17 protein-coding genes are annotated in these 21,997 nt (G+C 35.4%); 7 read left to right on the top strand and 10 right to left on the bottom strand.

Annotated features, from left to right (window positions below; genetic code table 11):
* Together AC3HD6_RS23650 and AC3HD6_RS23645 are read right to left on the bottom strand one after the other, a co-directional pair.
* Positions 1–513, bottom strand: a 513-nt coding sequence (locus AC3HD6_RS23650; RefSeq protein WP_488895947.1) for an IS110 family transposase, incomplete at its 3' end; no start/stop codon positions are given.
* A 395-nt stretch (positions 514–908) separates the two neighbouring features.
* Positions 909–3,047 (bottom strand): S9 family peptidase, encoded by a 2,139-nt coding sequence (locus AC3HD6_RS23645; RefSeq protein WP_488898551.1) that lies wholly within the window; start codon positions 3,045–3,047, stop codon positions 909–911.
* 349 nt (positions 3,048–3,396) lie between these two features.
* On the opposite strand from AC3HD6_RS23645, the gene AC3HD6_RS23640 reads away from it, so the two are divergent.
* From AC3HD6_RS23640 to AC3HD6_RS23630, 3 genes are all read left to right on the top strand, one after another.
* Positions 3,397–3,909, top strand: coding sequence for a YceI family protein (locus tag AC3HD6_RS23640; RefSeq protein ID WP_068940069.1), 513 nt, complete (start codon positions 3,397–3,399; stop codon positions 3,907–3,909).
* Positions 3,910–3,990: 81 nt separating this feature from the next.
* The gene (ygiD, locus tag AC3HD6_RS23635) at positions 3,991–4,818 is read left to right on the top strand and encodes a 4,5-DOPA-extradiol-dioxygenase (RefSeq protein ID WP_488898550.1); all 828 of its coding nucleotides are present in this window, start codon (positions 3,991–3,993) and stop codon (positions 4,816–4,818) included.
* A 55-nt stretch (positions 4,819–4,873) separates the two neighbouring features.
* On the top strand, positions 4,874–6,043 hold the full coding sequence (locus AC3HD6_RS23630; RefSeq protein WP_488898549.1) for a carboxypeptidase-like regulatory domain-containing protein: 1,170 nt from the start codon (positions 4,874–4,876) through the stop codon (positions 6,041–6,043).
* 51 nt (positions 6,044–6,094) lie between these two features.
* On the opposite strand, the gene AC3HD6_RS23625 is transcribed toward AC3HD6_RS23630, so the two are convergent.
* The 3 genes from AC3HD6_RS23625 to hutH all read right to left on the bottom strand — a co-directional run bounded on the left by AC3HD6_RS23625 (position 6,095) and on the right by hutH (position 9,785).
* Entirely contained in the window at positions 6,095–7,576 is a 1,482-nt protein-coding gene (locus tag AC3HD6_RS23625; protein WP_488898548.1) for a S8 family peptidase, read from the bottom strand.
* 212 nt (positions 7,577–7,788) lie between these two features.
* On the bottom strand, positions 7,789–8,238 hold the full coding sequence (locus AC3HD6_RS23620) for a GNAT family N-acetyltransferase (protein WP_488898547.1): 450 nt from the start codon (positions 8,236–8,238) through the stop codon (positions 7,789–7,791).
* Positions 8,239–8,297: 59 nt separating this feature from the next.
* Positions 8,298–9,785 (bottom strand): histidine ammonia-lyase, encoded by a 1,488-nt coding sequence (gene hutH, locus AC3HD6_RS23615; RefSeq protein WP_488898546.1) that lies wholly within the window; start codon positions 9,783–9,785, stop codon positions 8,298–8,300.
* Positions 9,786–9,915: 130 nt separating this feature from the next.
* Here hutH and AC3HD6_RS23610 point away from each other — a divergent pair, with 130 nt between their 5' ends.
* The gene (locus AC3HD6_RS23610; RefSeq protein WP_488898545.1) at positions 9,916–10,677 is read left to right on the top strand and encodes a hypothetical protein; all 762 of its coding nucleotides are present in this window, start codon (positions 9,916–9,918) and stop codon (positions 10,675–10,677) included.
* 86 nt (positions 10,678–10,763) lie between these two features.
* Positions 10,764–12,560 (top strand): excinuclease ABC subunit UvrC, encoded by a 1,797-nt coding sequence (gene uvrC, locus AC3HD6_RS23605; protein ID WP_488898544.1) that lies wholly within the window; start codon positions 10,764–10,766, stop codon positions 12,558–12,560.
* A 434-nt stretch (positions 12,561–12,994) separates the two neighbouring features.
* Here the strand turns inward: uvrC and AC3HD6_RS23600 are convergent, their stop codons facing one another.
* The 3 genes from AC3HD6_RS23600 to AC3HD6_RS23590 are packed head-to-tail and all read right to left on the bottom strand — an operon-like array spanning position 12,995 to position 15,749.
* The gene (locus AC3HD6_RS23600) at positions 12,995–13,765 is read right to left on the bottom strand and encodes a hypothetical protein (RefSeq protein ID WP_488898543.1); all 771 of its coding nucleotides are present in this window, start codon (positions 13,763–13,765) and stop codon (positions 12,995–12,997) included.
* A 10-nt stretch (positions 13,766–13,775) separates the two neighbouring features.
* Positions 13,776–14,858 (bottom strand): putative type IX sorting system protein PorV2, encoded by a 1,083-nt coding sequence (locus AC3HD6_RS23595; protein WP_488898542.1) that lies wholly within the window; start codon positions 14,856–14,858, stop codon positions 13,776–13,778.
* A 12-nt stretch (positions 14,859–14,870) separates the two neighbouring features.
* Entirely contained in the window at positions 14,871–15,749 is an 879-nt protein-coding gene (locus tag AC3HD6_RS23590) for a DMT family transporter (protein WP_488898541.1), read from the bottom strand.
* A 186-nt stretch (positions 15,750–15,935) separates the two neighbouring features.
* Here AC3HD6_RS23590 and AC3HD6_RS23585 point away from each other — a divergent pair, with 186 nt between their 5' ends.
* Together AC3HD6_RS23585 and AC3HD6_RS23580 are read left to right on the top strand one after the other, a co-directional pair.
* Positions 15,936–16,457 carry a GNAT family N-acetyltransferase gene (locus AC3HD6_RS23585; RefSeq protein WP_488898540.1) on the top strand — a complete coding sequence of 174 codons (522 nt, stop codon included), beginning with the start codon at positions 15,936–15,938 and terminating at the stop codon, positions 16,455–16,457.
* A gap of 273 nt (positions 16,458–16,730) precedes the next feature.
* Positions 16,731–18,359, top strand: a complete 1,629-nt coding sequence (locus tag AC3HD6_RS23580; protein ID WP_488898539.1) for an acyl-CoA carboxylase subunit beta — start codon at positions 16,731–16,733, stop codon at positions 18,357–18,359.
* 84 nt (positions 18,360–18,443) lie between these two features.
* Here AC3HD6_RS23580 and AC3HD6_RS23575 read toward each other — a convergent pair whose 3' ends face one another.
* A complete protein-coding gene (locus tag AC3HD6_RS23575) occupies positions 18,444–19,883 on the bottom strand; it encodes an AAA family ATPase (protein ID WP_488898538.1) in 1,440 nt (479 codons plus the stop codon).
* A 57-nt stretch (positions 19,884–19,940) separates the two neighbouring features.
* Positions 19,941–21,059: a vWA domain-containing protein gene (locus AC3HD6_RS23570; RefSeq protein WP_488898537.1), complete on the bottom strand. Its 1,119-nt coding sequence runs from the start codon at positions 21,057–21,059 to the stop codon at positions 19,941–19,943.
* Between the last annotated feature and the right edge of the window lie 938 nt (positions 21,060–21,997).

Below are 21,997 nucleotides of genomic sequence, written 5' to 3'. Positions count from 1 at the left end.
TTGGGTCAATAGCTTAAACACATACACATCGTGACTTTTGGCTTCCCTTAATTGATTTTCCAAAGCCGTTTTTTGCAATAGTAAAGTATCACGGGATTTAGCCAGCACGTTCATTCGTTGTATAACTTCCTCTGGTTCCTCATAAGGCATTATTTTATCGTGATAGCGAACAGCGTATTCTGCAATTCTTCTGGCATCTTTTCGATCATCTTTTCCTCTTAAATCACTGGCCGCCTTTTTGATTTTTACCGGATGTTCCACCCAAAGCAGATACTCTGATTTTGAACAAAACTTCTCTAATGGTCGGTTATAAATTCCAGTATTTTCACAGCAAATCAAAAGGTCTTCTTTGGTTATTTTCAGAAGCTTTAAAATACCTTTCAAAAATGAAGATATTCCTTTCTCTGTGTTGGGAATGATCTGCTCACATTGGATCTTATACTCAGAATCCATTATAGCACAATCTAATTTTGATTTGGAAATATCAATGCCGATAACGTACTTTTGTCTCATAACTTTTTTGAGGTTATCATTCACATTGAGAATCGTGTCTAAGCCCTTGATAATAGGTCCAAAGCCTAAATTTCTATAATGACCTTATTCTCAAAGAAACAGGGTTCATAATCTATGTATAGGCCTCGAATCCTTGGACACATAATGGTTCACCCTGTTTCTTGTGAATGCTTTTATTTTGTAAACTTAATTTCTTTTTACAAACTAAAGGACACATAGGTTTTTGCACTCATAAAAAATCCTTGGATTCTTGGCTATCATTTAGCAGTATACAATTTTATCGAAGATAAAATCCTTACGCCTTAAAAACATATTATATTAAATATTCTTTGTGGCCTTGTAATTTCCAACGAAAAGTAACAAAAAAACCCAACCGGAACGGCTGGATTTTGATATTATTTTTTCAGGTACAGATCAAAATAATCTGTGATTTTCTGCATCAGGTGAACTCTGTCTTTTCCGATCACGTTATGCGGGTGTCCCGGATAAGCAAAGTAATCTAATTGAACTCCATTATCAACTGCTGATTTAATGAATTTGATAGAATGCTGCCATACCACGACATCATCCTGTGCTCCGTGGATCATCAATAGCTTTCCTTTCAGATTCTGAACTTTATCCAGAAGATTAGCCGTAGCATATCCTTGCGGATTTTCCTGAGGCGTGTCCATATATCTCTCACCATACATGATTTCGTACATATTCCAGTCGATTACCGGTCCTCCTGCTACTCCTACTTTGAATACGTCCGGTTTGCGAAGCATGAAACTTGTTGTCATGAATCCACCGAAGCTCCATCCGTGAATACCCATTTTATCTCCGTCTACATAAGGAAGTGACTTCAGATAATCTACACCTTTCATCTGGTCGTTCATCTCTGTTGTTCCCAGATTTCTGAAAACAGCCTGCTCAAACTTCATTCCACGGTTGGCAGAACCTCTTCCATCCATCGTGAAGATAATATATCCGTTCTGAGCCATATATTCATACCAAAGATTTCCGGAAGACGGGAAACTGTTTGTAATCAATTGTAGGTGTGGTCCATTATATAAATAAACAATAGTTGGATATTTCTTATTCGGATCAAAATTCGTTGGCAGGATGATCTTTCCATATAAAGGAGTTCCGTCATCAGCTTTTAATTCTACGTTTTTAATCTCTGGTCTCTGATAATTCTTTAATGGATTTTCAGAAGTAAGAATATTGGTAGATTTTAAAGTGGATGTATTGATGATGTTTCCTACTCTTGGAGTATTTGAATTGCTATAAGTATCATACAGGTAGTTTCCGTCACTGCTGAGAACTCCGGAGTGCATCCCTTCGGCAGCATCCAGTCTTTCCATCTTGAAGTTGGCCCAATTAATCTTATATAAGTGTCTTTCTAAAGGAGTTTCTTTTGTAGAAGTAAAGAAAATTTCTTTTTTCTTTTCATTGAATCCTAAGATCTCAGTTACCAGCCAGTCACCTTTTGTGATCTGAGCGACCAATCCTTTTTCTAAACTATAATGAAATAAGTGATTGTATCCTGTTCTCTGACTTTGCCAGATGAAATCCGTATTTGAATTCGGGAAGAAAGTAAGCGGACGCTGTGGCTCCACATATTTGCTGTCTGTTTCTTCAAATAAAGTTTTTACCAATGTTCCCGTAGCCGCATCATATTGATTCATCTTCATATGATTCTGCCCTCTGTTCAATACTGCCACAAAAATATATTTTGAATCAGGGCTCCAGGTAACAGCTGTCAGATACTGATCTTTTTCACCCTCTACTTTCAGAAAAGTTGTTGCCTGTGTCTTGATATTGAAAACACCTAATGTTACCTGGTGGGAAGTTTGTCCCGCCATTGGGTATTTGATATTATGATTTACAGCTGGAGTTACCGACCAGTCAATAATCGGATAGTCTGCAACCATGGACTGATCCATTTTGTAGAATGCTACGCTTTCTGAGTTCGGAGCTGGAAAAATTCCGGTATCAATTCCGAATTCATTTCTGTGAACAGCCTGGCCACTGATGATATTTTCATTGGCTTCATTGGTTACGGCAATGGTTTTTCCATTTTTATTAACAAATAAATTATTCTTTGCGGTAAAGGCAAACGTCTGCCCATCTCCAAACATTTTCACATTGGCAGCGTCAAGATCGATCTTTGCTGAATTCTTTATCTTCCAGTCGTTTCCTGATTTTTCAATCCAAAACATTTTCCCGTTTGCATTGAAATATCCGTTGGATATTCCCATAAACTTAATAGATGGGACAATGCTCAGTTTATCATCTATAAACTGTCTGTTCAACTGTGATAAAGATATCAGCGTATCCTGTTTGTTTGTTTTTAAATCTGTAGCCAGGTATCCTCCTTTTACGGATTGGATATAAGATTTCCCATCTGCAGACCATGAAAACTGTGAAATATTTTTCACTGCCAGGTTTGTTCTCATCCCATTTACAGCCTCCGCCATCGTAAACTTCTGTGTCTGGGCAAATACTGAACTCCCCAAAACAAGCATCAATAAAGAATATTTATGTAATTTCATCGTATAAAATTGAATCCATCAAAAATAAGAAATAAAAACCATCCGTTAAGAAATGTTAAAATAAAACATTCATAAAATAGAATTAATCCATCTATAGGAAATATTTCTTACCTTAATAGTAGAATTTTATAGGCTTATTCTGGGAAACGTAAAGGCGCAAATTCTGTTTAAGAGGGTATGTTTTTTTAAGGCATAGGATGATTGAGAATATTGAACATTAACACTTACTATAATAAGATAATTCATCATCCAATGCAGATCATTTCATTTCTTATCCTATATCAATGACTTGTATATGCTCCCTATCCTAAATTTGCATCATTAATCATAACAAAAAATACAAAATACAATGGCAACAAAATGGATCTTAGACCCTACGCATAGTGAAATCACTTTCAAAGTAAAACACATGATGATTTCTAACGTAAAAGGAAGCTTCAGAACTTTCAACGCTGAAATTGAATCTGAAGATGAATTCTTTGCAAACGCTAAAACTACAGCTACGATTCAGACTGATTCTGTATTTACTAATAATACGGACAGAGATAATCATTTAAAGTCTGCTGAATTCTTCAATGCTGAAAATCACCCAACAATTACTTTTGAATCTCAAAATCTGAACAATGAAGTAGTTGGAAATCTTACCATCAATGGGATCACAAAACCTGTAACATTAGATGTAGACTTCGGTGGAATTAATGTTGACCCATGGGGAAATACCAAAGCAGGTTTCTCTTTTGAAGGGAAAATCAGCAGAAAAGATTTCGGATTGAACTGGAACGCAGCTCTTGAAGCAGGCGGTGTAATGGTAAGTGATGATGTAAAAATCGCTGGTGAATTACAGTTTGTAAAACAAGCTTAATTTATAACATACTTTTTAAAAGGTTCAGGGATTTTACTAAAAAACCTTGAACCTTTTATTTTTTATCAATATGCAAGCATTATGAACCTCAACGATCTTCAAAATATAAGTGAAAATTTCAATAGCACACAGCGAATGCCGGTTTTATTCCTTGGGCATGGTTCGCCGATGAATGCTATTGAAGAAAATCAATTTGTACAGGGATTCCGAAAAATAGCAAGTGAAATTCCACGGCCTAATGCAATTCTATGTATTTCTGCGCATTGGTATACGCAGGGAACTTTGGTTACTGCTATGGAAATGCCCAAAACAATCCACGATTTTTATGGATTTCCTAAAGAACTGTTTGAAGTACAATATCCCGCTCCTGGCAGTCCCGAACTTGCCAGGGAAACTGCTGAGCTTTTACTTCCGGTAGAAGTAGAGGAAGATCATAACTGGGGATTGGACCATGGTGCGTGGTCTGTCATCAGGCATTTGTATCCTGATGCAGATATTCCCGTTATTCAATTAAGCATTGATTATACGAAACCTCCACAATATCATTATGACCTTGCCAAAAGACTGAATAAACTTCGTGAGAAAGGAATTCTGATTATAGGAAGCGGAAATATTGTTCATAACCTACGTATGATCGACTGGAAAAATATCAATACCGTAGGTGCTGGCTGGGATTGGGCGATAGAAGCCAGAGAAAAAACCAATAATTGGCTCTTGGATGGCAATTTTCAGAATATTATTGATTATCATAAACAGGGAACATCTTTACAATATGCAGTTCCTACCCCAGACCATTATCTCCCGCTGATTTACACGCTAGGTTTGAAAGATCAAACTGAAGAACTGGCATTATTTAATGATGAACTGATTGGCGGCTCATTAAGCATGACCAGTGTAAGAATTGGATAAACAATTCTCCATCAGATCTTTTTTTATCACTAAAACTTTAGTAATATTGTTAACCATGAAAACGATATTACTATTTTTTTTATTCGTTTATTCTGTTTCTTTTGCACAGATCATTAAAGGGACTGTGGTAGACGATAAGGAACATCGATTAAACAATGTAAACATCTATATTGATGGAACAAAAACAGGAACTGTCTCCAAAGAAGATGGAACTTTTATGCTTTCCCTTTCTCCACAAACCAGCGGCAATATTATTTTTCAGAAAGAGGATTATGAAACATTTAGCACTGAAGTTTCTCAAGTTATCAACAAAAACCTGAAAGTTGTCTTAACAAAAACGAATGCTATTGAAGAAATAGTACTCATTCCTTATACTTCCGAAGCTTACACGAATTATATCCATGCTTTTCTCCGTAGTTTTATTGGAGATGATCTCGAAAATGTGAGAATCAAGAATCAAAAGACACTTAAATTTTCTTACGACAAGAAGAAGAAACTGCTTAGAGTAAAAGCTCCTAAAACTTTACTCATTGAAAATAAAAATCTGGGATATGAAATTGAATACAATCTGATTGATTATTCAACGGACTTTACTACCAATATTACCAATTATACAGGAACCAGTTTCTTTAAGGAAACCAAAAATACAGATCGGGTAAGAATCAACAGAATGAATGCTTATGAAGGAAGTTCGCTTCATTTTTTCAGGAGTATTTATAATAATAAAGTTTCTGAAAACGGATTTGTTGTCAATCAGGTTGTGAAAGTTCCCAATTCAAACTACCCAACAGAGGAGGAACTGAATACATTAAAGGATTTTATGACCCAATTAAAATTGTCAGAAGCTATCAACATTCCCGAAGACATCAAAGATATTTCCCGTAGAAAGAACAGTCAACAATCTTATACACTTGCCATCACAAAAACCTTGATCCCTGATTCTGATTATGTGAAAAGAACAAATGAACAGGTTATCTTTGGTTTTAAAGATATTCTTCAGGTTAATTATACCAAAATATCTTATGAAGATATTAAGAAAAATCAGTTTATCAAGGGAAAATATAGTAGAAATCTCACTACTTATCTCTATTCTGATGAAGGGGAATCTTTTGAAGTTTCAAAAGATGGAAATATTACCACCCCTGATCAGCTTGTTACCCAAGGTGAATTTTCGAGAAATAAAATTGAAAAAATGCTTCCTTTGGATTATCAATTGGGAGATTAAATATACATAAAGAAGCAGGAATTTTGTTTTCCTGCTTCCTTTCTAAAGATCTTATTGTACAGCTTTTAAAACATTGATGTTTCCATAGCCATAGCTTGAATTAACAGTTGGGTAATAGGTTGCCGACTGTCTCATTTTATTAAGTACCTGATCTCTTGTCCATGATGGATTTTTAGCCCAAACCAAAGCTGCAATTCCTGCCGTAGCGGCTGTTGCTACAGAAGATCCGCCTACATAATCAGCCTGTCCGTTGTAATAACTCAGAACCGGCACTGTATTTCCTGATGCTCTTTCCATCTGGAAGGTAAAATCGATCTGGCTTCCGGAGTGGCAAACATCACATTTTTGGTTAGAAGTTCCTTCTTTCACACCTGTTATTGCCTGAGTTTCCGACATTGAAGCAGGGAAAATAACCCCAACAAAATTGGTAAAGCTGGTAGATGTTCCTCCTGCGCAGAAAATCAGTTTTCCTCTGGCATAAGCATATTTCACTCCATCTTCAATTTTTCCTACTGAAAAAATATGTCCCATAGACATAGAGATGATCTTTACATTGGTATTGTTTCCAAGGTCTGTAAATGCCGTTTTCACTCCGTTTTGCTCACTGGATGTTTCCAATACAACATTTTCGGCAGCACGGTAAGCAATAAGATTTGCATTATAGGCTACTCCCACCGGAAGACCTGCATTGTTTCGGGGAGCAGTCATTACAGAAGCCATTTTGGTTCCGTGACCACACTGATCCGCTGAACCATCGGAATTGTACACCCCGAATTTACTGATCGTTCTTCCTGAAGATGCTCCATTATTAAAGCTGGATCCCAATAAAGACTGGTCTGGAGAAACTCCTGTATCAATAAGACCAATGGTTACTCCTGCTCCTGTACTGTAGTTCCAGGCATCTGGAATATTATGTTTGGCAAATGCCCATGGAATTTTTGCACTTGGTGTTGTAGAAGTATAATCTACAGCACTTAGAGTTGCTGTCGAAAAGCCGCATCCTGAAGATCCACTGCCGGAAGATTTTGCAGTAGTGTTATACTTCGCTTCGTTTTCAAAATAGTGATAGTCTGCGGGTTCTACATATCTGATGTTTTTCATCTGACGAAGAGCTGTTATCGTTTCTTCTTTTTCGATGGTGACATCCATTTGGTTAAGATACTTGTCAGAGTTCAAAAGGAACCTTGCAGATCCTTTTCCCTCAGATTTTGCAATACTATTTAAAATCTCTTCCTCCATATTTTTATGATCCGGAGATTTACTTCTGTCAAAATCATCTTTGGACGAACCAAATCCAATAGATACCATTCTGTTACCACGGAAAACAGCGCTCCAAAGGAAGTGATCAGATTCATTCTTCCAATTGAAAGTTCCTTCAGTTTTTATAGCCTGATTGATCCTTTCATTGATCTGTTTTTCCGTTAACGGCGTTTTCTGAGACATTTCAACATTCGGGTTCTCATTGCGAAGTTCTTCCTGAGTACAGGAGTTTAAGGCAAAAAATAATGCCAGGAAAAATACATTTTTTTTCATATGTTATAATTTTGGTTGGAGCCACAATATAACACTTTCAAGAGAATTAAAAGTTTAAAAAAAATGAATTTAGCATTATATGAATATTAATTTTAAAGATAATTATTCAAACCATTTAAATAATTGCACTTTAATGAATATGATATAATTACAACACTAACTACCCTTCTCTGGAGGGAAATTGCGACACCTTCGATTGGCATTATATTTTCCTATTTCAATTCTTTTTCAAAACAAACACTGTTGTCAATACCAATGTATTGTCCGTAATTGGGTATTCTTTGGAAACCGCTTTTTTCATATACGGAAATAGCATTTGTTAGATCCTTGGAAGTTTCAAGCACTGCTTTTTTATACCCTAAATCTTTAGCCCAGGTTTCTAATTCCTTTACAACGGAAGAGCCTAATCCTCTTTTTCTGAACTCAGGATTAGTAAACATTCTTTTAATCTCCACCGTATCTTCAGAAAGTTCTTTGAAGGCACCACATGCTGCAGGAACTTCATCAATATAAACCATAATACAATTTTTAATCTTATCAATGGTATTAAATTGGGCAAAAAAGGCATCATCTGCTCCGTTATGCTCTGCAAGCGTAGAGTCGAGATGCTTTACCAAGGTTTGAAAATCTAAAGAGCTGGAATCGGTTCTATGTATGATCATATTTTAATAGATTTTAAAAACAAAAAAGCTCCCATTGGGAGCCTTTCAATTTTATTTGATTAGTTTACAACAAACTTTTTTTCTTTGATAAGCTCTGCAATCGCTAGCATATCCTGACCGATCAGTCGATCGTCTTCAAGCTTTGCCACTTTGGAACGTAGAATTGTAAAGTTTTCTTCGATGATTTTGGAACATTTTGATGGTCTTCTGAATTCTAATCCCTGAGCTGCAAACATTAGCTCAACAGATAAGATATTAACCAGATTTCCTAGAACCTGATTGAATTTTCTTCCAGAAATACTTCCCATAGAAACGTGGTCTTCCTGTCCTAAACTTGTAGGAATAGAGTCTGCAGATGCAGGGAAACATAACGTTTTATTTTCTGTAACTAATGCTGCAGAAGTATATTGAGGGATCATAAATCCTGAATTCAGTCCTGAGCTTTCCGTTAATAATCTTGGAAGCCCATACTTACCCTCTAATAATAAATAGCTCCTTCTGTCTGAAATATTCCCTAATTCAGCAGCAGCAAGGGTTGCGTAATCCAATGGTAGGGCCATTAACTGTCCGTGGAAATTTCCTCCTGAGATAGATTCTTCTGCACTTAATACAATTGGGTTATCTGTTACAGAGTTTAATTCTGTTTCTGCCATACTCTTAAGGTGCTCAAAAGCATTTCTGCTCGCTCCATGAACCTGAGGCACACATCTCATGGAATAAGGATCCTGTACTCTCTCACAGTCTTCGTGAGCTTTCATATTTTCTGAACCTTTCAGGAACTTAAGCATTCTCGCAGCTACTTTTTTACTTCCTTCAAATGGTCTGATGTCATGAAGTTCTTTTTTGAACGGGCTTGCTGAACCTCTATAAGCCTCAATACTCATGGCAGCCGTGAGATCAGCAAGATCTAAAAGGTATTCAAATTTCTCCAGCCCTTTGATTGCATGTGCCAGGATAAACTGAGTTCCGTTAATTAATCCTAATCCTTCTTTTGGTCCAAGAACCAATGGATCAAGATTATACTTTTCCAATACTTCCATGGTATCAGAGACTTTATCTCCTTCCCAAACCTGTCCAAGACCTAATAAAGGTAATACCAGATGTGCTAAAGGAGCCAAATCTCCTGACGCCCCTACAGATCCTTGCTCAGGAACCACAGGAATAATATCCTTTTCAAGCATAAGGATCATTCTCTCAATAACATCAAGAGAAACTCCGGAAAATCCTTTTGACAACGCATGAACTTTAGCAATCATCATGATTTTGGAAAGTTCTTTTTCAATAGGTTTCCCTACTCCTACTGCATGAGAAATAATCAGGTTATACTGTAATTGAGCGGTTTCATCAGCTGATATTTTAGTATCGCACAGTGGCCCGAACCCAGTGTTGATTCCATATACACATCTGTCGGATTCTACAATTTGCTGTACGTTTTTCTGAGATTTTAAAATTTGGTCTTTTGCTGCTTTATTCAGCTTGGCTTTATTAGGTTTTTTACATATTTCCAGAACATCATGGAAAGTAAAAACATCTACTCCGTATATCATTTCTAAAAAATTTTCTTAAAATTACGCATTTAACAATAATTGGAGAAACTAAATTTTACTGTTCTATCTTTTTTCTAAGGAAGTAAATTAATTTGCTATTTTTATCACCGAAAAATTAAAAACTATAAACATGAGACTGAAAACTTTACTGCTGGCATTATGTGTTGCAAGTACAGCCACTTTTGCTCAAAAAGTGAAATATACCAAGGAAGAAAGAAAAGAAATGAACCGTTATCTCTTTAACGAAGGTTTCAATACTGCAACAGATAAAAAAGTTTCCACTATTATTTTAAAAGACAACACTGAACATCAAGGATATAGCAAATCATGGGAAAAGCAAAGAGGACAGATTCTTTCTATTACTATTGAAGATGTTGACACCAAAAAGCCTGTAAAATTTACAGCGGCTGAAATTGCTGAAATGTACTTATATCCTACAGAGCTTGAAAAATCTATGAAAGCTTCGAAATTTATTTCAAACATGAGAAATTACAGCACTAAAAAATATAGTAGATCTGTAACTGATGACGCTGTCTTATATGAAAACCAAATTGTTTCTTTAAAAAATAAGAAAGAACCTAAAGCTTTTTTAATGCAGGTCATCAATCCTGAATTTAATGAGCTTATTTCCGTTTATCATGATCCATTTGCTTCAGAAACAGTGAGCACTGGTTTTGCAGGTGCTCCCGCATTTGGCGGAGGTGTTATCAAGTCCTATTATGTAAAGAAAGGAAATAAGGTAATGTGGCTCCACAAAGATGATTTTGAAGATAATTATGACTTTTTATTTGGAGATAACGCTGAATTCATGAAAAAGTATCCAAAAAATTCTGTAGAATGGGATTATTTTAGCTTTTTGGTATATCAATATACTGATATGAACCACGGATAAAATACATCATCACAATATCAAAACCTGTAGAATCATCTGCAGGTTTTTATTTTTTTAAATAGGGAAAGTTTCCTTAATTTTGTTTTATGAATCCTTCTTTAGAATTACAACTCAAAACTTTACCTTCCGAACCTGGTGTTTATCGTTATTATGATAAGAACGAACAACTTCTGTATGTTGGAAAAGCTAAGAATTTAAAGAAAAGGGTTCTCTCCTACTTCAATAAAAACCTTTTAGGATACAGGATCAAAATTATGGTCAGTAAGATCCAACGTCTGGAAACTACAATTGTAAATAGCGAATATGACGCTCTTTTGTTGGAAAACAATCTGATTAAGGAGTATCAACCATTTTACAATGTCATGCTGAAGGATGACAAAACCTATCCTTGGATCTGTATTAAAAATGAGGATTTTCCAAGAATTTTCTTAACCAGAAATGTCATTAAAGATGGTTCGGAATATTATGGTCCGTATGCAAAAGTAAGGCCTGCCAAGATATTGCTGGATACCATCAAACATATTTATAAACTCAGAACCTGTAATCTAAATCTTTCGCCTGCTAAAATTGCAGATGGAAAGTATAAAGTCTGTCTGGAATATCATATTAAAAATTGTGAAGGACCTTGTGAAGATCTTGAGAGCAAAGAAGATTATGACGAAAAGATAGATGCCATCCGTGGTATTATTAAAGGAGATTTCCGTAAAGCAAAGGAGTACCTTGTGAATCAAATGATGAAACACGCCTCTAACCTTCAGTTTGAAGAAGCACAGATTATTAAGGAGAGACTAGATATTTTGGAAGATTATCAGGCTAAAAATACTGTAGTCAATCCCAATATTGATGATGTGGATGTCTTTGGTATGACCAGTGATGAGACAGCTGCCTATGTCAACTTCTTTAAAATAAGAAACGGAAATATCATACAGAGCTTTACCACCGAAATCAAAAAAATTCTGGAAGAGACTGATGAAGATATTATGGAAGAGGCTTTAATTGAGATCCGGCAGAAATTTGGTTCGGATTCAAAAGAAGTATTGCTTCCTTTCCATTTATCTGTAGAAATTCCAAATGTAAAACTTATTGTTCCTAAAGTTGGGGATAAAAAGAGGATCGTAGAGCTTTCGGAAAAGAATGCAAAGGAATATCGTTTGGAAAAATTAAAGCAGGTTCAGATTGTTGACCCGGAAAGACACACCAACAGGATCATGGCTGAAATGCAGAAACTTCTCAGAATGCCTGTTGAGCCACGCCATATTGAAGGATTTGACAACTCGAATATCCAGGGAACTAACCCAGTTTCTGCCTGCGTAGTTTTTAAAGATGGAAAACCCAGTAAGGCAGACTATAGAATTTTCCATCCTAAAACCGTGGAAGGTCCCAATGACTTTGCAACGATGGAGGAAGTCATCTATCGTCGATATAAAAGAATGATTGATGAGGGGGAAAGTCTTCCACAGCTTATTCTTATTGATGGTGGAAAAGGACAATTATCTTCTGCTGTCAAAAGTCTTAGACTACTGGGATTATATGGGAAAATTACCATCGTAGGAATTGCAAAAAGACTTGAAGAGATTTTCTTCCCGGAAGATCCTATTCCATTATATCTCGATAAAAAGTCTGAAACTTTAAAAATTCTGCAAAGGGTAAGGGATGAAGCTCACCGATTTGGAGTAAAACATCACAGAACGAGAAGAAAAAATTCTACCATTAAATCAGAATTGGAAGAAATTCCTGGTGTGGGAGAAAAAACGATCGAACTGCTCCTTTCCAAACTTAAGTCTGTAAAAAGGATCAAAGAATCTAATCAAGAAACTCTGGAAGAGATTCTGGGTAAAAGTAAAGCGAAAGTCATTTGGGAATTTTTCAATAGTAATGGGTAGTGATGTTTACTCCATCGATTTATTTTTCACAAACAATTGAACTTTTTTTTATAAAATTGCAACTACACAATTATTTCCCCAAAAAGAGACAACACTACAAAAAGAATCAAAACCCACTAAGAAAGTTACCAAAAACCAAATACATTTAAATTATTATAAAAATAATATTATTATATATATTTTTTTCATAAATTAGTATTGTTAAATAAAAACAATAATACCATGAAAAAACGCTCATTTCACAAATGATAATATAATATCATTTACTTTCCTAACCTTTTACTTTTCAAAATAATTCTTAGATGTTACAATTCGACAGAGTTCCATACCAGGAAAAATTTACTATAAGTATAGAAAAAACACATCAACATATTATTACAAAAAATAAGCTCTTTTTCAAGAGCTTATTTAAGTTTTATTTTCAATGAATTTCATTATTTTCCAGTAAAGGTCTCTTTAGAATATCTTCCATCCGCCTGTGGAATATCAATTACAATGTTGCCATTTTCAAAATAGCCTATGGTTGTATTGCCATTCTCAAGCTTTACGATAAACACATCTTTTTTCGAAGTGGTTTTAAAGATTGCAAAAGGTACAGAACTTCCTGATTTCGCCAGGATAAACTGATTCGCATCAATCTGTATCTTTTGTACTGTCACATTTCCATTCGAATAATTACCCGCTGCAGGTGCGATGGAAGACATTGAAGCAGCTTCCGCCGTAGAAGTCTGAACAGGACTTGAAATAATAGTTGCAGCAGGCTGGTTTTGATTCTTAGCAGGTAACATAGCAACAGGACTAGAAGGACTTACCTTTATTAAAGCTACCTTCAAAGCATCTGCCAGACCTTCTTCAAATTCTTTAATATTGGAGCTTCCTTTAGATTCAAGAATCACCTTATTATTACAATCTCTAAATTCCAGCATTAATTTGTTTGACAATAGACTTTTAACATTCAGAACATTAGCATTCAAAATATTGCATGAATTGTCTTTTGCTTCTGAAGGCCACTGATCTATACTAGCAGGTAAGACCACATAATTTTTGCCTTTTAATGCTTTTGCTAAAGCAGCTTCCAATCCATAACTATCTCCTTTGAATGTTGTAAATTCCTCTGGAATAGATACATATTTATAATCTGAAACCTTCTGTCCGAAAACAGCCGTTGAGCAAATTGCCAACACCAATATCGATAATTTTTTCATAACCTTCATTTTAATCATTTCTGAATGCTCCCATATCCAGTTTAAGAGAGAAGAAATTAGAATAGAAATTAGAACCACCAATTCCTGAATTTGTAATCGCATAATCCAGGGTAAGTCCTCTATATCTTATTCCAATCCCCGCACTTGGCTGGAAGGAAACTTTTCTTTTTAAATCTTCTATATCTGTAATAGACTGGAACCTGTTGATCCCTAATCTCACAAAAATCATTTTCTGATAACCCAATTCAGCTCCTGCATAAGGACTGATACTTGCAAAATCCGTTGAAATAAGAGATGCTGTCTTCGCAAAATCAACATTGATTCCTGCTTCCGGCAATACATATACACTGCTGTTGATTTCAAATAGCTTACTTGCTCCTACATTAAGTTTAGGCATGGTAAGTTCCATTTTATCCTTTGGCGCCGGGTTGAATTCTTCTCCATTCACTACTGTGGATAACTCTTTCTGGTTAATGCTCCAAAAGTTAACGGTAGTTGTAATATCTCTTACCATTCCCCCAAATTTCCATCCGTTTTCACCTTTATAAATAGCACCCACATCAAATCCGAAACCATAACCATTCGCAAATTTACCTACATTTCTATAAACAATTTTTGCATTCACCCCAACATCAAGGTTTGGGTTTCCTCCAGGGCGGAATGCGTATGAAAGTATAGCAGCATAATCAGATTGAGAGAATTTTGTGATTTTATCATAATCAATATTCCCTTCTGAGTCAATCATCTGGGTAGTGTTCAAAATATTATCTACTCCCAGTCTTACTACTGAAACACCAAAAACACCTTCCTCCATTACCCTGGCATAGGCCAGATAATCATATTTTGCAATTGATTCAAAATATTCGGCATGCATTGCAGCTCCCTGCCAGTCTTTTTCAACCCCCATTAAACCTGCCGGGTTCCACATAGGAGAATACACGTCATCCTGATTGGATATTACCGCACCTCCCATTGCCAGTCCTCGGGCCCCTGCTCCGATATTTAAGAATTCATTGGAATATTTCCTGATAATCTGAGATTGAGACAGCCCATAGAGCAGTGAAAATGCAAGTAAAAAATATTTTTTCATCATATAAAATTGATGCTAGTTAAAGTTTTTAGTTTTTCTGGCTTTTATTAATCCATTTACAATGATTGCCAGTATCATAACTCCTGAAGCAATATAAAATATAGGGCTCATATGTTCTGATTCCCCAAAGATAAAAAAAGCTAGTATAATTCCGTAGACCGGTTCCAAATTAACTGTTAAAATTAGAGTAAAAGGCGATATATATTTCATTAAATTCACTGATTCCAACATAGGAAAAGCAGTGAAAACACTGGCTAATAAGCATATTAACGCTATATCACGGTAGTTTATTTCATTCATCTGAAAAATTTGGCCTGAGAACAAATAAAATAACATTAAAATAAACCATCCACAGAATATTTCGTAAAATATAATGTTCCCGGAGCTCGTTTTTCCAAACATTTTACCATTAAAAACCGAAAATATGGTTCCAAACACAGCACATAAAATACCATATATAATCCCTTCCTTGTACTGAAATTCAGTTTTAAAGATCAATAAAATACAGGCTACAATCACAACTCCCATCAACACCTCTGAAATATCAATCTTTCTTTTAAAGATAATAGGCTCCAAAATAGAGGCAAAGAGTGTAGATAATGATAGACAGCTTAACGCAATGGAAACATTGGAAGCTTTAATGGAATAAAAAAAGCAGTACCAATGAAGTGCCATCGTAAAGCCAATGGCTGCCAGCTGGAAAAATATTTTTTTTGAGACCTTGATACTTTCTTTTTTATAGATCCTGATGAATGCAAAAAGAAAAACTGCGGCAAACAACATTCTGTAAAATACAAGGATCTGAGCATTCGCATGAATCAGTTTTCCTAAAATTGCAGTGAATCCCCATAAAAATACTATTAAGTGCAATCTGAAAAGCGCTAATTTATGCATATCCTACTTCTTTAAAATTTTAACAGGCAAATTTACAAATAGGCTTTTATAAATCTTATAAAAAATATAAATTTACTTTAATAAAAAAATGAGAAATAAAGTTTTTAATCATTTTTCCTCCTAATACATGATCAATTCTGTTCACTTTTTCAAAAACAATGGACACAATACTATTTCTTTAAGCATATGATATTACATCCTGATATTAAAATTAGTACACAACATCTAACCTTACAGCCTGTTGATGATTTATATATAAATGATATTTTAGAACATTTTACACAAGAAGTCACCAGATATATGCCTTTTAATCCTCAAGGTGACAAAAAAGAGATTGAGAACTTTGTACAAACTTCAAAAGAGAATTTATTACAAAATACAGACCTGGTGATGGTAGCTCTGGATTCAAATAAGGATTTTATTGGCTGTTGTGGTATTCATCATATAACAGAAGAATCTATTGAACTTGGCTTATGGTTAAAAAAGAGCTCTCAAGGAAAAGGATTAGGAACCGAAATTATAACAGCTCTTATCACATTTCTGGAAGATAATTTCACATTTCAATACATTCTATATCCTGTAGATGAAGAAAATATAGCCAGTAAAAAAATTCCTGAAAAATTAGGATTTATTCCAGCTAAAAAATACAAAAAAACTAAGGATAATAATAATGACCTTACTATCGTAGAGTATAGAAAATATTATTAATCTAAATACAAAAAACCCTGAAAATTGGTTGAACTTTCAGGGCCTTCAAATAATAAACTATTAAAAAAATAAACTAGGAACTGAGTATTTTTCAGAGGATATCACCCTCTGTTACTCTTATGTAAAGTTAGAAAAAATATAGATTATTTAAAAATATTTTTTTGTTAAAAATTTCACAATTTACTAGTAACCAAACTATTAAACATCTGTTTTACTTCTTATTCACATTCCTCATAAAAATAGTATCTTTAAGCGTAAAAAATTGAAAATTCTATGGACATCGAATTCAACAAACGAGAAGATCAGAACAGATTAAAATTATCAGAGATAAATCGCTTGCTTGCCGAGATCAAAAAAGGAGGCGGTGAAAAGAGGCTTCAAAAGCTTCGTGAGGAAGGAAAAATGACCGCAAGAGAAAGGATAGACTATCTCCTTGATAAAGATTCTGATTCCATAGAAATTGGAGCTTTTGCAGGCTATGAAATGTATGAAGAACATGGTGGCTGTCCTAGCGGAGGAGTTGTAGTAGTAATGGGATATGTATCCGGAAGACAATGTATTGTTGTAGCTAATGATGCTTCTGTAAAAGCTGGCGCTTGGTTTCCTATCACAGGAAAGAAAAATCTGAGGGCACAGGAAATAGCAATGGAAAACAGACTCCCAATCATTTATCTTGTTGATTCCGCAGGAGTGTACCTACCTATGCAGGATGAAATTTTCCCAGACAAAGAAATGTTTGGTAGAATATTTAGAAATAATGCTAAAATGAGTGCTTCAGGAATTATTCAGATTTCTGCTGTTATGGGAAGCTGTGTAGCTGGAGGAGCTTATCTTCCTATTATGAGTGATGAAGCTATGATTGTGGATAAAACAGGTTCCATTTTCCTGGCAGGAAGCTATCTTGTAAAAGCTGCAATTGGAGAAAGTATTGATAACGAAACATTGGGCGGAGCTACTACCCACTGTTCTATTTCAGGAGTTACCGATTATAAGGCTAAAGATGATAAAGATGCTTTAGACAGAATCAAAAACATTATGAAGTCGATCGGAAGTACTGAAAAAGCAGGCTTCGACAGAATAGAAAGTTTCCCGCCCAAAGAAAGTGCTGATAATATCTTCGGAATTATGCCGGTTTCCAGAGCCGAACAATATGATACCTATGAAATCATCAAATGTATTGTGGATAACTCAGAATATGAAGAATATAAACCAGACTATGGGAAAAGTATCATTTGTGCTACTGCAAGAGTAGATGGATGGTCTGTAGGAATAGTAGCCAATCAGAGAAAATTAGTAAAAAGTGGTAAAGGAGAAATGCAATTTGGAGGAGTAATCTATTCCGACTCTGCAGATAAAGCGACCCGATTTATTGCCAACTGTAATCAAAGAAAAATCCCTTTAATCTTCCTACAAGATGTTACCGGCTTTATGGTAGGTTCAAAATCTGAACATGGCGGAATCATCAAAGATGGTGCTAAAATGGTCAATGCTGTTTCTAATTCTGTAGTTCCTAAATTCACCATTATTACAGGAAACTCTTATGGAGCAGGAAATTATGCAATGTGTGGAAAAGCGTATGACCCTAGACTGATTGTTGCATGGCCTTGGGCTGACCTTGCTGTAATGGGTGGAGCACAAGCTGCAAAAGTATTGGCCCAGATTCAGGAGTCTACTCTTAAAAAGCAAGGTAAAGAAATTTCTGAAGAAGAGCACAACGAGATTTTGGATACTATTTCAAAAAAGTATCAAAAACAAACTGAATCTACCTATGCTGCTGCCAGATTATGGACAGATGCTATCATCAACCCAACAGATACCAGAAAATGGATTTCTATGGGAATAGAAGCGGCTAATCACTCTCCTATTACAGAGAAATTCAATCTAGGAGTTATCCAGGTCTGATCATCATTTGATTAAAAATATAAAAAAGATGTGGGAATTCGTTTCCACATCTTTTTTGTTTTGTACTCTTGAAGTGTTGAAAATTTAAGAAAAGAAAACTCCAGTTCTGAATCTTTCTTTATTCAGTTTCTTGTTAACGGCCAATCCCCAAAGAATAAATTCCTTTAAGAATAAAATATCTTCCGGTTGAGTCTCCGGCTGATATTTTTCAATGATCTGGTCAAGAGGATGAATTCTGTTAAGAGCTTTTGCATAGGCTTCATCCGAAGATTCATCTGTAATTTCCAAGAAGCCATCGTCCTCTAAAAACCAATCTGTAATCTGGCTAAACGGCCCATCAATGCTCTTTTTCTCCAGTTTTTCCACCTTCGGGAAATAAGAGGTGAATAAAGTTCTGATCGCGTTATCAATTAGTAATTGAGCTACCGCTTCTGCACCTTCCTGTTCGCCTTCATACACCAATTCCACCTTTCCTGTAATAGCAGGAATTACCCCCACAAAATCGCTTAATCTTACAGAAGTAGCTTCGTCACCTGTCAGTAAAGATCTGCGTTCCGCCGTACTCAATAAGTTTTCGAAAGCTGTAATACTCATACGGGCACTTACTCCACTTTTGGAGTCTACATATTCACTTTCACGAGCTTCAAAACCAATCTGCTCCAAAAGATCTTTTGCTAAAGAAGGAACATACACTCCATTTTTCTGACGGCTGTCTAAACTGGATTCATAATTGGTGATTTCTCTTGCAATATTGATATTTTCAGGATAATGAGTCAAAATCTGTGATCCTATACGATCCTTCAGTGGAGTCACAATACTTCCTCTGTTGGTATAATCTTCAGGGTTCGCGGTAAAGACAAATTGTATATCCAAAGGCATTCTCACCTTAAATCCACGAATCTGCACATCACCTTCCTGCAAAATATTAAACAAAGAAACCTGAATCCTCGCCTGAAGATCCGGCAATTCATTAATTACAAAAATACAACGGTTCGCACGTGGGATCATCCCAAAGTGAATCACACGGTCGTCTGCATAAGAAAGTTTAAGATTAGCAGCTTTAATAGGATCCACATCACCGATCAGGTCGGCAACCGTAACATCCGGAGTTGCCAGTTTCTCGAAAAACCTTTCATCGCGGTGAAGCCAGTCTATTGGAGTATGATCTCCTTCTTTTTCAATTAATTCTTTAGCATAACGAGAAATCGGATTAAAGGGCTCATCATTAATCTCGCTCCCTTCAATAAAAGGAATCCATTCATCCAATAAAGAGGTCATCATTCTGGCCAATCTTGTTTTCGCCTGTCCTCTCAATCCTAATAAATTGATGTTATGCCGGCTTAGAATTGCATGTTCCAATTGAGGGATAACCGTATTTTCATATCCGAAAATCCCTTCAAATACAGACTCTTTATTACGAATTTTAGTTTTTAAATTATCTCTTAATTCGTCTTTTATATTTTTTGGAATATATCCTGAAGTTCTTAATGAACCTAATGTTTTTATGTTTGGCTTTTCAGTCATTGTATTTAAAATCTGATTTTATAAACTTTGAAATATATTTTAATGAATAATAATTTTTTAACGGATTCTTTTCTTACGATTGGTCTCATAATCCTCAAAAATCATATGTCCTAATCCATTGAGTCCTGTATAAAAGGCCTTCCCTTGATTAGCTTCTGTAAATTCGCTCACAAAACGCTGCAGATACGGATCCTGTGCAATCATAAACGTAGTAATTGGAATATGCAGCCTTCTCGCCTGAGATGCCATATTATAACATTTCTGAACAACATATTCATCTAAACCATAAGAATTCATGTAATAGGTGCCATCAGCCTGACGAACACAACTTGGTTTTCCGTCAGTAATCATGAAAATCTGCTTGTTGGTATTCCTCTTTCTTCGTAAAATATCCATTGCCAATTGAAGCCCCGCAACCGTATTGGTATGATAGGGACCAACCTGCAGATAAGGCAGTTCCTGAATTTTAACGGGCCAAGCATCATCTCCAAAAACAATGATATCCAGCGTATCTTTTGGATAACGAGTAGTAATCAGTTCTGCAAGCGCCATTGCTACTTTTTTCGCCGGAGTAATACGGTCTTCACCATACAATATCATACTGTGGCTAATATCAATCATCAAAACGGTACTCATCTGTGATTGATGAATACTGTCTTCTACAATAAGATCATCTTCAGTAAGATGAAAATCTCCGATTCCGTTATTGATTTGGGCATTCTTAAGACTTTCCGTAATAGAAATTTTCTCTACCGGATCTCCAAAATTATAATTACGGAATTCTCCTGTTGTATCCTCTCCCGTTCCGCTCTTATTGGTTTTATGATTTCCATTACCACTTTTCCCAAGATTTCCGAATATTTGATTAAGCGCTTGTTTACGAATATTCTGCTCCATTTTTGCACTCAGTCGAATTCCATTTCCACCATTAGGATCAATTTCTTCACGGATATACCCTTTCTTTTTAAGATCCTCAATAAAGTCATCAATAGTATATTCCGGAGTAGTAAGCTGATATTCTTCATCAAGCATTCGAAGCCAGTCAATAGCTTCATCAAAATCTCCTGAGGTATGAGTCAACAAATCTGTAAAAATTTCCAGTAACCGATCAAATATAGATAGTTCCGGTGCTTTGTAAGTTTCAAATCTGAACCCTCTCACAATATGCTCTTTCATAGAATAAAGTTACAACATAAATAGAAGGTCTTTAAGAGATTTACTCTATTTTAATTTTTATAAATAGAAATAATCTCGATTTAATTTAATAGGTTCAAAGCTAATTTTCAGGAGCATTCTCCCGCTATCCACTCATACTCCTCGCGCCTTCCCCTCTCCAACGCTCACCCTACTACGCTCTGACCTATGCTGCGGGGTAACCGTTACTATCGGGGCTAGGGAGGTTTCTATGAATGATGAATGTTAATGATAAGTGATAAAAGATGATTATTTGCCTACAAAATGAATTCAAACCACTTTATGATGAGTAACCTGCAATGGGTAATGAGTGATGAATAATAAATGATAGATATTTGTATAATACTTTAATTTGTAACCAAATACGATTCATTGCCATTCCTCAGAAACTTAGACAGTGTTATCCACAATTATTTCCATATTCATTTTTTCCATCCTGCATTTAGATCCTTCCAGGATGACAAAAGTGGTGGGACTATCAGAAGTAATGATACCAGGAATTATCCGTGATAAAAGAAAAAGGAAAATTAAAAAACTGATATGAAAAATATAAAATAAACCTACATTCTTATTATAAACATTAAGCATTCAATAGGGACGGGCTTTAGCCCGTTCAAATAAAAAATAATTTTCATCAGGCTTTAGCCAAAACTTAAAGACAAAGTTGTAATAATCCTTTCTTTGAGAGCAGCTTCATCCATTACTCATTACTTATTATTAATTACTCATGTATTGAGTTAGTGGTAGTAGTAGTAGTAGTAGTAGTAGTAGTAGTAGTAGTGGTTATATTGCCTGAGTATTGCGCTTTGGGTATAAAGCAAAAAAAAAGTCTCACACATTGCTGTATGAGACTTTTAAAAAATAAAATAAAAACTGGCGGCGGCCTACTCTCCCGCGTTAGCAGTACCATCGGCGCTGGT

The sequence above is a fragment of the Chryseobacterium sp. II3a genome (assembly GCF_057815135.1).
The sequence above is the reverse complement of the archived record's forward strand: the minus strand, read 5'-3'. Positions and strand labels throughout refer to the sequence as shown.